Here is a 14,924-nt window from a genome sequence, read left to right as displayed (position 1 = left end):
GAATAAAAATTAGACACAAGAGCCAAGAATCAGTAACCAAACACTTTATCGACAATATCGGTTACTTCGTAATTGGCCGCGTCGATTATTTAATAATTTCACTTGATTTTTCCGAATTTATCGAGAATACGGTTATAGGCTTCCGCCGCTGCACCGTTCCCCCAATCGTATATCGTGAATTCTCCCATTCCTTCACCTTCGGGGCTGGTACGCCCTCCATGGCCGTAATTTTCCATCATAAAACCATAATCTTCCTCTCCGAAGAAGGGATAGACTTTCTCCCATTGTGCTTTAGTGACAGGATTAAGGGGACTATACATCATTACAAACGATGCTTTCAGCGCAGCCCACCCTCTCTCATTGTACTCATCACTACCCAAAAGTTTCCCGTATTGCAGGATCAACTCGGAGAAGAGACTCTGGCGGGAGTCGTTCCATTCGGCATCGGCATTCAATACCCCGAAACCGCCAAGCACATTCACATACATATAGGGCGGCTGCCACGAAGCCTGTGTCATCAGTAATTCATCGAGGGTACGCTGTCCCTGATCCAGATATCGCCGCTCGCCGGTCAGCCGGTAACATTCGAACAGTGCTTCAGCCGTCCAGAACATGGAAAAATTATTCTGTTTGTACATATTATTCCTGACGACCTTTTTCCCGACCAGGTGGTCTGCTCCATACCGCGAGCAGGACCAGTAGGTCTCGAAATCCTCCCATCTTCCCGAGGGAATGATGTCACGGATCACCGCATCGATGGCTTTGAGACCTGCCTCCTTGTATTTCTGTTTTCCGGTCAGCTCAAAGAGTTTCAAAAGAAAGGTCGCCGACATAGAGGTCTCTGGCGACTCGTTCAGGTGAGCCATCGGTTGCAGCGTGCGCAGGTCGAGCCATCCCGGGAAAAAACCGTTTTTCGACTGGACACCGAGCAATGATCCGGCGTATTGCTCCGCGTAATGGAGCAATCGTTCATCCTTTTCCAGTTCATCATACCAACGAAGCATGAGCAACGCGGTCCAGCTCATATCGAGGATATGAAAGGGTGATTCGGCAGCATTCCAGCTATAAGGATTGCGGTTTGAATTTCCCCAGTAGTAGGCGTCCCATCCCTTACTACGGTTATATTTTTTCCCCTCGATTTCCACTTGATGCATCTCTGTGCCGATCAAGCCGTAAAAGAAACCTTCAACCTGCGGAAAAGAGAGAGCCAGCTCTTTGGTAAGCAGCGCCTTTTCCATCAAGGCTGTGTTGCCCGTCCTTCTGGCGTACCGGTACAACCCCCCGGCAGAACGCAGGGAACTGAACCATGCCTGGTTCCATACCGAACGGAACTCCCTCTCATTGACTTCTCCCTGATAATTAGGGCTTTGCGTGACATTCACGATAAAAACCGGTGAACCGACTTTCTTACCGTCCAGATCGAATTCCTGCCATAGGTTATCCGCCCAACTGTTGAAAGCCCAGTTATAGGTATGCTCCACATATCGTTCCAAATCGGCATCTACCGGATTCCCGGCCCTATAAAGATCATGCCCCCAACGATTCCAGAGGAAATCGAGTGGCCTCCTGAAAGGGTTTTTAAGTGACGCTTCGTCACTATGCGCCATCAGGAAAAATCCGATCTCCACTTCCCCCGGCGGATACTCGGCACCCGGCTCACGGACAAACAGGACATGATCGTCGACCCTGCTGTCACTCATCCCCAATACCAGGCGATTATTCTCGGCATCGAGATCGAGATACCACCTTACCGGAGTTCCCTTTTTCATGATATCAAGATCGGGGATCAGGGTAATCACCTGCCGGTCATCGGCCACGACCAGTGCCGGAGAACGGAATACATGCTGGTCGATAATATGACTGCCGGTAGGTGTAAGGTGGGGCGCCCAATAAAAAGACGGGGTAAACCCCGGAGTGACAATCACCTGCCAGTCATCCTGGCGGACGGTTTTACCGGGAGAAAAACTGAATTGTATATGCAGACAATTTTCGTCCACCACCTCGATCCGGCTGGATCCCTTTTCACACCCCAAAAGGTCATATTGGATTTTCCGAACAGTCTTCTCCAATGAACGGGGCAGTTTCAGCTCCATCGGCAAAGATTGACTCCCTACCTTGGCATCCTGTGCAGGCAGCACGGAAGAGAAAATCCCAACCATACCCAACACTATATAAATAAGCCTCTTTATCATATCTTTCAAATCATCAAAATCGCCACATCATCAAATCAGTAAATCAATTTATTCTTTCGAGTATGATCTGATTCAGTTCGAACTGGTCGGCTTTATCATTGTTCCTGACATGGAAGGTGACAGAGTTAGTCTGGGAAGTGAGTTGTATATCCCCAACATGGACATTCTCCCTGAAGGTTTCTTTGTCTGCTTTTGAGGAAATCCACTCCGAGAGTTGATTCTGCCGTTGCCATACCTGGAAATCGGCCCCATTGGGCTTTTCGTGATAGTTGACCAACACCCTGTATTTCCCTTCGGGCACATCCCTAAGCATCACCCTGACCATACCCTGTCCAAAGGAGGTAAGCATCAAGCCCCTGTCTAAAATAGCCTGTATTCCCCTGTCGAGGGTAATCTCCATCAGCTGCGGGAAATAGATATGTTTTTCAGGAAAGTAGACCTCCCTTAAATCCGCGGTCGGTTCCATCCGTTCTTTCAACGGTTGTGCCGCGTAAAAGAATGCGACAGACGTATAATCTACGGGAAAATCATTGCCTACCTCTCCATGTTCCATACCGTGATAGATTTCTTTCCCGAAAGACATCTTATCCGAAAGGAAAAAACGGTAGCCTCCGGTACGTCCCATGGGCAGGGAATAATCAAGCGAACCGTGTACCGGCATGCTGATTCCCCTGTCCCACCGGTCGAGCAGCGCATACCACCCTCCGTTATAATAATCTTCCGAACCGGTACCATGCAGACGCATTTTTCCATCCACATGTGTGGTATCATCTCCCTCGAAGAAAAGAGTCATACCCGGTCGCAAACCCTGTGCCTGATGGATGGTCCCCACATAATGACCTTTTCCTTGGGTTTTCATAAAAGTATAGAACTGACCCGATTCAGGTTTTTCTCTTCTCCAAACGGTATAGAGTTTCCCTTCCTCATTGATATTTCGTCGGTTGTCGTTATAATATACTTTCACATTCACCGCTACAGCGTTTTGCTGTACTCCTTCCCTTTTCTCATAGATGAGTTTCATGGAAGCCGATCTATCGAAAGGCATGGGCAGGTAACAGTAATTGGAAGTTTGCTGCCGTCCCATCACGATACTTCGCATAGCCGGTTTTCCGTAGGCATAACCGAAAAAATCAGCCAGGGGCGCATGGATGGCTTCTACCTGTTCATCATCCCATTTGGCGGAAAGGATGATATCTTTATAAGTCCCTTCAAATGCAGTTCCACCGTCAATCTCAAAACCGACAATACGGCCGGAGGTTGTTTTCTCAAAGAAAGCCGCCTCTTCTCCCGGTTCAATAGTAAATGATTTTTCTTCGGTACGGACATTGGACGATAAACCGGTTGCATAGCGGTTTACTGCAGGAGATATATCCCCCCATGCGTCAGTCACCTCTGCCAACAATTCTTTGTCGGAAGCGGAGAAATTCCCGGTCCAGCTTTCCACATTCATTCCGGGTAGCATCCGGTATTGAATTTGATGGAACATGATCCGTTCTCCCTGGAACACGATCTTTAATGATCTTGCGAATGGAATAGGGATATAGCTGTAATACCCTCCTATTTCATTACCACAAACCGGTTTTACGAAAGGATAGACCATTCCGGAAAAAAGATCGATAAAACGAATCTTCAGGCGTGGAACCCTTTCCCCATCGAAGTAAAACAACAGTGTGTCTTCTGTAGGGGTAGGAGTCCATATACGGTTTACTACACCGGGCCCTTGGAATTCGGCCAGCACCAATCCCTCCTTCTCCTTACGGATGTAAGAATGGTTACCACTAAATCCGTCGTCGTTTCCGCCCGTCCGGTCGTAACTCGACTCCTGTTCGATAAACTGATCATGTCGGTATGCGGGCAAGCGGTCTACTTTTTTCAACAGTTCCACCTCATCGCTCCACCGGTAGGTTTGAGTTTGGCCGTTCATCAGAAAGAGAGATAATAAAAACGGTAAAATGAGTGATAATGTCTTCAATCCTATTCCCTTCATCATTCTTTCATTATATTTTAATTATTCCTGTATCGGTTTTATCATTCGGACCATAGGGTCAATTCACTTCCAATTCCTGCCAGGAAGGAAACTTGGGAAACGGGGCATGAGGCTCTTTCTGATACCAGAAAGTAGTGGACGAGATATCCGATTTCTGTGGCAGATAACGGTGTCCCTGCCGCCAGCCCAGATCCTGGATAGTGATTCTCAGGTCTTTCTTAAACCGTATAGGATCCATCACATGCCAGCGATACATTCCGAATCGTTGTCCGGATTTGTAGGTAATATCGGGAGGCAATACCTGTACCAATCCGGCATAAGGTGTTGTGAAAGTAACATATTTCCCATGCCGGTCGAAATTATACGATCCGCAGAAATAATCCTCAGTTCCGGTTCCTATGATGGTAGGGAATTGCTTGTCCCCATCCATGAAGAATTTGATTTCTCCTTCGCCCCACCAGCCATTGTTATTCACCTGCCAGGCCATATAGACACCTACATAGTGCCCTTCTCCCTTTATTCCGTCGACAATGGTATAATCGGAGGTTTCATTCACTTTTGTGCGGCGGAATTGCGCATGGAAATAGGCAGCATCGTCAGGCACATCGGTCAGCGTATAATCGACCTGATAATAGAGGTTCATCGGCTGTTCATCATTGATATTGGTCATGGTGATCCTGCATTTTTTACGGAACGGCATCACCCAATAACAATTGAACGCACTACCCGGATTGACGGTTACAGGCAGGGAATTCAAATGGGCATATTCATTCCATCCCATGCCGAAGAAATCACCCACAGGTGCCTCTACTGACGGTTCCGTTTCATCATCCCAGTAGATACGTATAATGGAAAAACGCCAGTTGCCTGTCGGCGTCATCCAGATATGCTGAATAGCGCCCGGCCCTTCAATTTGGGCCATGGTGAACGTTTCACCCGGATTGATCGTCACAAACGGATTCACTTTCCAGCCCTGTCCCAGATCTCGTGCAGGATTTGTAGCATTCGCCGTATTGCGGGGCGCGTTGGGATCCGGGATAGCCATTCCCCCTTTCCCTTTCTCGCCGGTGAAATTTTCCGGACTGATAGAGCGTGTCTCCGCTTTTGAAAGACGATAGAGGTTTCCCATATTCATATCCAGACCATTGAAATCACGATTTTGGGAAAAAACGGTTGCCGTGAATGCAATACAAAAAAGAAAAATGAAAGTTGGTTTCAAACGCATAGTGCATATTATTTAAGTTAAAAAAAGAAGTTACTTGCCGGGCAATGGATATCCTTCAGGAGCAACCATCATCGCATTGATGTAATAAAATTTGTCTGTATTATTATTGTTTGGACCGGGAGATAAGGATATCACCGCAGATCCGTCGAAATTGGGTGATATGCCGGAAACGATAGAAACATTCGAACTGTTATTGGAAGTATTATGAGAGTCCGATTTTTCATTTGTTCCCGTTACCACATACTTCGTTTCCCGGTTATCGGTTGCTCCTCCTCGGGCTCCATAGAGAACAAACGTATATTTAACGTCCGGGTTTAAATTATATATCGTAAAACTACTCTTGGGTCTTTCTTTTCCGTTGCTCCAAAAAGCATCGATGCTCGCACTCGAAGGATAACCCAGTGCATTATTGTTCATTCCGGATTGATTCTCCCCGTTAAACATGTCTGTTACGTTGATCGCAAATCCCGTACCGGTTCCTTTTTGGTCGGCCAAATTGATCAGCCTGTCTCCCGGCTTGGCCAGGTTATTGAATGGAGCGGGGGAGGGCTGTACGCCAAAATCAATGTATATCGGATGCTGCAACACGAAATCGTTGGACGGCAATGAATATCCTTCAGGTAATATCATCATGGCATTTAATCCGAAGAATTTTGCCCATTGCTTATTATTGGGTCCCGGTTTGAGATCAATGGTAATTGTAGCATCTTCGTTAGGCACAATATCCTTGATCATTACAAGTTTTCCCAAGTTGTTATCATTATCGAGATAACCGACACCCTTGTTTTTACCTGTGACCCGATATTCCGTCTCCGTATTGTTATCGTTTATATGGCCATAGAACACAAAAGTGTATTTCAAATCCCGGTTGAGATTGGATAGGGTAAGGCTACTTTGAAGAATATCTTTTCCGTCACTGAAAAACATATCTTCGGAAACCTGCGTAGGAAATCCTAACACATTAGGGAGACCTCTTGATAAGGTACCTGTGAATGGTTGCGTAACTTCAATGGCGAATTGTGTATTGTTTCCCTTATCATCTGCCAAATTGCTTAATTTAACATCCGCCGGTTTCTCAAAATTATTGAAAGGAGCTTCGGAAGGTACCGTACCAAAATCGATATATACGGGGTGTTCCAATACGAAATCATTGGGTGCGGGATATTTGAATGCTTCCAAGACTGTCACTTCCTTTGGATTTTCGATCGCTTTTTTTGCCGCTGCCTTAGCGAGATCGGCATCGTATTTGCTCAATGTTGCAGGAATAAAACTATTATCGGCGATTCCTCCAAAGAGTGCCTCGAACCAGGCAGATGCGGCAGTAAAACGACCGATGTTCAGATTCAAATGATATCCGTCGCGAGTAAATTTATCGCCTATATAACTTGTCCGGCCGTTTTGAATAGCTGTCCCGGAAGGGACGACCATATCCATTTTCGCTAAATCCTTGGCTTTCCAAACCGCATCGACAATCGCATTGAACATGGTCATCTGATCCCTGTTATAATTCCAGAATCCGTCGTGGTTCGAATCGTGCGCATACGCCCATGTCTGGTGCAAGATGCATTTGATTTCCGGATTGGAGGTCAATGCCTTTACATAACTGGACAGTTTCGGCAGGAATTCCTGATATCCTTCAATCTTTCCGGACAGTTGGCTCACCTCCTGAAAACTGATATAATCCCAGTTTTCCCTTTCGACAGCCTGACGTATGGAGATATCATTGAACGAGTTTCGGGAACCATCGGAAGCGACAACCCTCAACTGATAGTCGTTTCGATCGTTGTCGGCTCTATCCCAGTGTGTTTCGAGAGACCTTCCCCCAAAGTAAAGGTTGGCGATCATCACTTTGTGGCCGGCTGCTTTTGCCAAATCGTACAAATAATTTTCGATCGCGTCTTCCGAAAAACTATTTCCTATAGCGAGAATTTTGAACACTCTTTCTTTTGACACCGACAGGTCGGAAAAATATCTAATCTTTCCGTCGGTCGATTCAATTTTGATGACCGTGTTTCCCTCCCTCAGTCCGGTAATAACAGCTGTTCTATCGTCTGATGCTTCGATGGAAGCAACACCTGCATCGGCAACAGACCAATTGAAGATCCTGTTGGCTCCATACAGCGTATCGACGATCGCCTTGATCATATATTTTTCTCCAGGTGTGATCGAAACCGACGTTTTGTTTAGTCGGACAAAAGCCCTGTCGGATAGATCCACCGAAAAATCATCTTTACAAGACATACAGCACGCCAAAACGAGCAGTATGGTTAGAAATGTTTTTATCTGTTTCATAATTTCTATCTTATTAAGCGTATAGAATGAATTATTAATAGCCGGGAGCCTGCCTTAAATTGGGGTTGATATCCATTTGACTCTGGGGAACAGGCCACAAATACATCTTCTTGTTAAAATAACGGTTTTTGTAAAAGGTACGTTTATAAAAGGCTGCCTGATCACTTGAGTCGTCACTTTTTTTCGTACCGTTTTTATTCATTCCGTAAAGACTTACATTGAGGTATTTCTCCCCCTGTTTCCAACGGCGTACGTCGTTGAAGCGAATCCCTTCACAATTGAATTCCACTCTTCGTTCGTGTTGAATGGCATTTCTCATCTCCTCTTTGCTTAAACCCGCTTTCAAGTTAGGGATTCCGGCACGTTCTCTCACCATATTTACATACTTATAGACCTCTTCATTGGGCCCTTGCGACTCGTTCACTGCTTCGGCGTATCCAAGGTAGGCCTCGGCGAGGCGGTACAAAATTCCCGGCTGATTGGCGGTATATTTGTTATTTAACGGATCGACGTCCAAACTAATTCTTTTCCTGATGTTATATCCGTTTTGCGGACTATCGAAAGTGGGACCCGTGTCTGCGCCTCCTTTCAGAAAATCGACCCTTCGGTTAGCCACTCCCAGCCATTCTTCGTTAAAAATGACCGAAACATAAAAACGGGGTTCGCGATTGCAGTACATGTTATAAGTACCGTCTAACGTCACCGGACTCATCCCGGTATTTCTGTCAGCCATACTTCTCGGCCCCCCGCCGGGCCATTGCGTATGTCTCATTTCCGCTTGAGAAGAAAAACCCTTTTCCACGTACCCGGATTGAGGGTCGATAATAGGCGAACCGTCGGGATTGTATCCCAGTACAGGAACGATACCGTTTTTCATGTGGAAAGCATCCACGAGCTCTTGTGTCACACCCATTGCCGCATTTCCCCTGATTCCTTTGGGTAGATGGTGTGCCTGCCACCAATTCATATCCCCGCCATCGACAGGCCTGACGAAAATAATTTCCTTATTCCCGCTATTGATGGTTTTCAATGACATATTGTAATATGACATAAAAGGATCTATGGAACCGTCGGAATTGTACTCCTTATATAATTCATAACCAGCCTTATGGGCGGCATCGATCAATTCCTTATGTGCTGTTGCGGCACGCATCCACTTTTGCGCATCATATTCGGGTTTAAAAAGGTTTACACCATCCGCATTTTTCCAATCGGCCAAATCGGGATTACCATTAAAAAGCGGGCTTGCGGCAAACAAAAGCATGCGTGCGCGGACGGCAAGAGCCATAATGCTTGTGACACGACCCCAATCGTTACTATTGGAATATATCGCGGGGAGTTTTTCTGAGATACCTTTCAATTCCTGATCAATCCAATCGACAATTTCGTCATAAGGAGTTTGACCGATCATCAGTTCTTCGGTAGAAGCATTTACATCATATATGACTCCGGGAGCAAAAGGAATGGGTCCATACAATTCGATCATCAGCGAATAATAATAAGCAATAAGAAACCGCACCTCATTTTTCATCTGATCCACGTATTCCTGCGTAAGTCCGGCCTCCGGAATGATCCTCACATTTTGCAAAAAAACGAGCCCGGTACGGATACGTTTTGGCAACTCAACCCAATAGTAGGGATTCCATCCGGAATTGGGATTCCAGTTAGCAGTGGTGTAATCATACACATTTTTCCACCCGAAATCTCTCCATTCGTGTGGGATAGTAATATCATCTCCCATAATATTGAACCCCTGATCTTTATAATATCCCCACATAGGGCTAGGAACAGATGAATAGACACTTGCCAGCCAGTCTTCCGTACGAATTTTATCGGAAAAGACTTTATCCATGGTAAGGAAATCGTCCGGCTGATAATCCAAATAGTCTGAACAACTTATTCCATTCATAATTAATGAAATAAATAATACTATATATATTTTCTTCATATTACTAAAATATTTATTTTCAAAAGTATAAGTATGAAAAATCGATTTTAAAATATTCTTGCTTATGAATAATTTATATGCTTGTTTCATTCCTATTACTTTTAATTATTGAAATTGATACTTAGACCTAAAGATACTGATTTCATTTGAGGATACTTTAAGCCGTCCGTTGTTTCCAATTCCGGGTCCCACAACTTGAATTTGGAAAAAGTCAACAGGTTGGAACCTCTTACAAAGAAGCGACAGTCACGTACGCCTATTTTATTTGTCCATCCACGTGGAAAATTATATCCCATTTCAATATTTTTCAAGCGTAAAAAACTCATGTCGCGTAACCACCACGTAGAAGCGCGTTCATTATTTGCGACGGCTTTGTTTCCCAAGCGAGGCCAAAATACGTCTTGACTGGGATTTTCCGGAGTCCACCGGTCATCGATATTGGAAAAGATATTGCCCGCACCGGAAACCGAGCCCGGAAGCCAACTTTCCCCTCTCAGAATTTGGTAGGTCTTACCGGCTCCCTGAAAGAAAAAACCAAAATCGAATGCCCTGTATTTCACGTTGGCCCCGAATCCATAGATAATTTCAGGGATACGGGTACCTCCTATGGCTGTCTCATCCAACGAAGTAATCTCACCATCGCCGTTCATGTCTTTATATTTGATATCGCCGGGGCGTAAATTCCTGATATCGCTGAAATTTTGCAGAGGAATCCCTTCTTTCAAGTATCCGTTTTCATCAAAATCATCCTCCGTGAACAATCCTTCCGCAATCAATCCGTATAATTGTCCGACAGGTTTTCCGGTTACCGAGCGGTACGTACCTTTTTTTGATATGGGTTCGTCGATCTCGATCACCTTATTGTGAGCGTATGTATAATTGGCAATGGCGGACACAAACCAATCCTGGTTAATTTGTTTATTGATAGTAAGGGACATGTCAGTGCCCTGATTGTCCACCTTACCAAAGTTAGCCCATACAGTCCGGTTAAATCCAGCGGATCCGGACACATTACGCCGCTCCATAAATATATCCCTTCGGCTTTCTTTAAACACGTCGACCGTATAGTTGACCGTATTATTCCATAATCCCACTTCAAGGCCTATGTTCCTCTTCGTTACGGTTTCCCAAGTAAGATCCGCCACTCCTACATCACCTTCGGCACGTCCGAGGCGGTATGTGTTGCCTTCCGGCCCCCACCAATATTTCCCTGTATCCACAATGGTAGAAATATAGGCAAACCGATGATCCCATATCTCACGGCCGAGGATACTGTTCCCCGCCTGCCCTATGGAGCCTCTGATTTTGAGGTTGGAAATCACGTCTTGAAGGGGCTCCATGAATTTTTCCTGCGAAATGATCCAGCCGACTGCCATTGCCGGGAAAAATCCGAAGCGTTTACCCTTGGCAAAGTTTTCCGATCCGTTGTAACCGAAATTGAATTCTCCCACATAACGACGGTCGTAGGTATAGGAAAATCTCCCGGCAAGCCCCTGGTTCCGGTAGGGAAGCTTATCTCCCCTGTCGTAATCCTTTTGGTTATACAACAGCATGGAATTAATGTCATGAAGACCGTCGAATGTGCGGTTGTAAGAAAGCATCGCTTCCAAATAAATACTCTGGTCACCCCAATCGGCACCTTTACTGTGCCCCAAGTATTGCTCTCCGTGATGCGCAATGGTAGTAATAAGATTTCCGTTTACATCACGTCCTATTGCGGGATTATAGTAATCAGGGGTTTTAGCACGGGTGACCGAGTTCCCTGAATATTTATCAAAAGAAAAAGTTAATTTTGCTTTTAATCCTGACGTGATAAATTTCAGGTCTTGTTCAACCGAAGTCAATGCTTCAATTTTACTGTGATTCATCTTCTCAAATCCGCGTTGGGTTGACCAGGCCCACGGGTTTTCTTTAGCAAAAATCCGTGGGATTCTTCCATCGGAATAAACCGGGGGATGCATATATGGCGGAATCCGCATTGCCTGAAAAAAAATGCCGAAGTTACTCTCTTCATTTCCCGGAGGCGCATTTTTTGTTTGCAGGAATCCGCCTAAATTTACCCGCAAAAGAGTGGAAGGAGTGACATTCACATCCACATTCGAGCGAGCGGTATACCGGTTTACTTTCAGGGAGGAGTCCCACTCTTGGTTGGTATCCCGGCGTAAAATACCATCCTCGGTATAATATCCCATCACTAAGGAGTAGCGAAGTATATCTGTTCCTCCGTTTACACTGAGATTTGCCTTGGTTTGTTGTGCATTATCTTTCGCGATCACCTTCCACCAATTGACATCGGGATAGAGCTCTGGGTCGGTTTGATATTTGTAATTCAACAGTTCAGCCTCGGTTTTAAAGGGAGCTTCCCCGTTTTCGGCGTTCATTTCATTCATCAGCTCAATGTACTTTACACTTCCGATGTAATCGAGCAGTCGGATGGGAGAGGTATATGACTGCTCGAAACGAACATCCACTTGTGGCTTACCTATCTTCCCCCGTTTGGTATTGATCATAATTACCCCATTTGCACCGCGCACACCGTAAACGGCACTGGCTGCCGCATCTTTCAGTACCGAAAACGACTCGATCTCTTCAGGATCAATATCATGAATTGACCTTTCAATTCCATCCACCAGCACCATAGGGTTGGCGTTTCCGGTAAACGTGCTGATCCCCCGGATCCAGAAATCGGAATTATTGAACCAGGGGTTACCGCTGCGTTGGACTGCGATTACCCCGGACACCATACCGGCCAGGTTGTTACTCAACGAACGGCTCGGTGTCAGTTGCAGTTTTCCCGGTTCCACGTTGGTAATCGAGCCTACAACAGAAGCTTTCTTCTGTGAACCGAAACCCACAACCACGACCTCGTCCAATGCTTCCACATCTTCTTCCATCGACACGTCCACAATACCCTTATTTCCCACCTCTATCATTTTCTCTTTGAATCCGATATAGGTAAGCTTCAACACCGGGTTTTTCGATGTCACCTGAATGGTATACGTCCCGTTGAGGTCGGTAACCGTCCCGTTAGTGGTACCCGACTCCATCACATTCACCCCGATAAGGAGTTCACCGTTCGGATCCATCACACGACCTGTTACCTGCCGTTGAGACTGTGCATTCATTAAAAGGATATTTCCTATACTACATAACAGTAAAGTAAACAGGAAACATTTCATTTTTATTTTCATAAGCATGGATTAAATAAATAAATGTATTAATGTTAAAAAATAAATTCTTTTGCCATCATTTTTTTAATTCTATGGATCAATACATCCTATCGGATCCCAGACTAACGCTGCATACAATGGATCGTAAAAGATTTCCCGTCAGCAATCTTTTCCACTATCCCTCTTGCGGGGTATTGCTCATTTAAGGGTAAAACAGCCGCAGCATCGTCAGAGCTCCAAAAACGTTTTCCCCATTCATCCTTATCCAGACTACTCTTTTCAAGTTCCGAATACCCCCGTTCTTCTGCCCCTCTCGGAATCGGCTCAAAAGCAATGAAATTCATCACCTCAGGAAATCCATAATTCAGATACGGAGTGTAAATCCGGATCAATCCTCGGGGGCCTGGTAACGGAGCCAATCCCACAATTATACCATTGGCATGGCCCCATACCGGCATAGCCGGTTTTCCCTGTACCGGTTGTATCCATGTACCAACCGTATCGGGTGGTGTCAATCGCTTCCAATTCGAAAGACTCTGCTGAGCATCCGAAAAGGTGATTATCAGTAAAAATAAAGAAAGTAGTAACTGTCGCATATCTCTGTTTTCTAAATAATCGTTTGTACTATTCTTCAATCCTGAAAGCTACCCATATCTGCTATTTCGGCTTTCATCAAAAAAACATTGTACGGCATCCACATCGACATCAGGAAATAGAGGTTGTCGCCGTTTACAGACAGGGGATGAAAATAAGATCCGTATAATTGCGCATAATCCTTTCCCGCGGCCAGCTCATACGGTTCACTCCAGGGGCCGGTAATCTGCTCCGCTGTACGCATGGTGATATTATACCTGTCGCCATTGAAATAAGCAATGAACCACTTGTTAAATGTCTCGCTATAAATGAACGACAACTCACCCACCTTATCATCTATAATGACGGTTGCCAAGTTTTCATCTCCTTTGATCCATTGCCCGGAAGAGCCGTTCCAATATTCATATTGATCCCGGTTCTCAATATCAGTTTCACGAAACCGGGCAAGAGCCGCTTTGCTGTCCCGCCCGGTTTGGGTGCCGACCATATATACATATCCCTCTTTCTTAAAATATCCACCTTGTCCAAAGGGACTATTGGAGGAGAAGGTAACTCCTTCACACTTCTCCCATGTCAGTCCGTCATCGGTCGACTTGTACATTCCCGAAAAATTAGTGATCCAGCCGGTCCAGTTCCTCATATTGAAGTAATGGACATAATCAGCCCCATTGGCGCGAATGGCTGCTGTGGGAATAGAGGTCCAGTCGCCATTACCCGAAGCGTCCTTCCCGCCATATATAATTTCACGGGCATCTCCCCTGGCATCGGTCGCCATGCTGCTGAAGGTCAACCCGTCATCCAGGTTTTTATCTTCTGAAAAAGCCAGCACGTTACTTCTCCAACTACCTCCATTGGGTCCGGGATTGGTGGGGTTCGGTTTAAAATCCCGACCGAAAGTATCCCCAAAGAATATCCCATATTTACCCGGTTCCATTTCCCAGACAATGCCCAGGTCGGTCCCACCCACATTCCAGTTTAATGTATTATTGGGACTGGGGAATGTCTCTCCGGATACCCGGGCACCGGTGACCCGTGCTATCCGGCTCACATCACGGATAAAAAAGCCCCACCGGTTATCTACATTCAGTGAAATTTCTTTTGAGATATTTCCATCCAGATAAACAGCTTTCAGTATCAACCTGAAAAAATCAGGATCGGAAGCTCTCACCTTGTATGTGAAAAGATAAGAGGAAGAGAGGTCTCCGCGGCTGATCTTCTCCGAATAACTTTCTCCCCCACTCTTATTCATGATCAGATAATCAATATTGTCAAGCTTTTTAAACTGGAGAAAAGTGGAAACAGTTTTTGTCTCCTTGTCGGGTATGAGATCGGTTTCGGCTGACGAGATCTCATCAAGCGGAATATAAGGCTGATCAGTGCCTTCTTTTTTGCTACAGGACGATATAATTATCGTAATGACAGCAAAGGCTATAAGTAAACAATAATTTCTATTTTTTTCCGGGCTCATACATTTTTTCGGCTAAATGCTATTTATTCAATTCTCCGTAAACAAAGA

General features: G+C 45.4%; 8 protein-coding genes. All 8 read right to left on the bottom strand.

Features of this window, described 5'->3' with window-relative positions; translation table 11 throughout:
* Window positions 1-98 precede the first annotated feature (98 nt).
* Window positions 99-2,192: a hypothetical protein gene (locus D7D25_RS03380; protein ID WP_122967545.1), complete on the bottom strand. Its 2,094-nt coding sequence runs from the start codon at window positions 2,190-2,192 to the stop codon at window positions 99-101.
* A gap of 43 nt (window positions 2,193-2,235) precedes the next feature.
* Entirely contained in the window at window positions 2,236-4,182 is a 1,947-nt protein-coding gene (locus D7D25_RS03375) for a glycoside hydrolase family 172 protein (RefSeq protein WP_370453821.1), read from the bottom strand.
* Window positions 4,183-4,237: 55 nt separating this feature from the next.
* A complete protein-coding gene (locus D7D25_RS03370) occupies window positions 4,238-5,404 on the bottom strand; it encodes a glycoside hydrolase family 172 protein (RefSeq protein ID WP_122967544.1) in 1,167 nt (388 codons plus the stop codon).
* Between the two features lie 30 nt (window positions 5,405-5,434).
* Window positions 5,435-7,696 carry a DUF4886 domain-containing protein gene (locus tag D7D25_RS03365; protein WP_122967543.1) on the bottom strand — a complete coding sequence of 754 codons (2,262 nt, stop codon included), beginning with the start codon at window positions 7,694-7,696 and terminating at the stop codon, window positions 5,435-5,437.
* Window positions 7,697-7,730: 34 nt separating this feature from the next.
* Window positions 7,731-9,644: a RagB/SusD family nutrient uptake outer membrane protein gene (locus D7D25_RS03360; RefSeq protein WP_122967607.1), complete on the bottom strand. Its 1,914-nt coding sequence runs from the start codon at window positions 9,642-9,644 to the stop codon at window positions 7,731-7,733.
* Between the two features lie 101 nt (window positions 9,645-9,745).
* Window positions 9,746-12,823 carry a SusC/RagA family TonB-linked outer membrane protein gene (locus tag D7D25_RS03355; protein ID WP_370453820.1) on the bottom strand — a complete coding sequence of 1,026 codons (3,078 nt, stop codon included), beginning with the start codon at window positions 12,821-12,823 and terminating at the stop codon, window positions 9,746-9,748.
* A 113-nt stretch (window positions 12,824-12,936) separates the two neighbouring features.
* Window positions 12,937-13,410 carry a hypothetical protein gene (locus tag D7D25_RS03350; RefSeq protein WP_221407950.1) on the bottom strand — a complete coding sequence of 158 codons (474 nt, stop codon included), beginning with the start codon at window positions 13,408-13,410 and terminating at the stop codon, window positions 12,937-12,939.
* Between the two features lie 35 nt (window positions 13,411-13,445).
* Window positions 13,446-14,876: a DUF4185 domain-containing protein gene (locus tag D7D25_RS03345; protein WP_122967542.1), complete on the bottom strand. Its 1,431-nt coding sequence runs from the start codon at window positions 14,874-14,876 to the stop codon at window positions 13,446-13,448.
* Window positions 14,877-14,924 lie beyond the last annotated feature (48 nt).

Origin of the sequence: Proteiniphilum sp. X52 (assembly GCF_003712195.1) — a bacterium.
GTDB lineage: Bacteria > Bacteroidota > Bacteroidia > Bacteroidales > Dysgonomonadaceae > Proteiniphilum.
The sequence above is the reverse complement of the archived record's forward strand: the minus strand, read 5'-3'. Positions and strand labels throughout refer to the sequence as shown.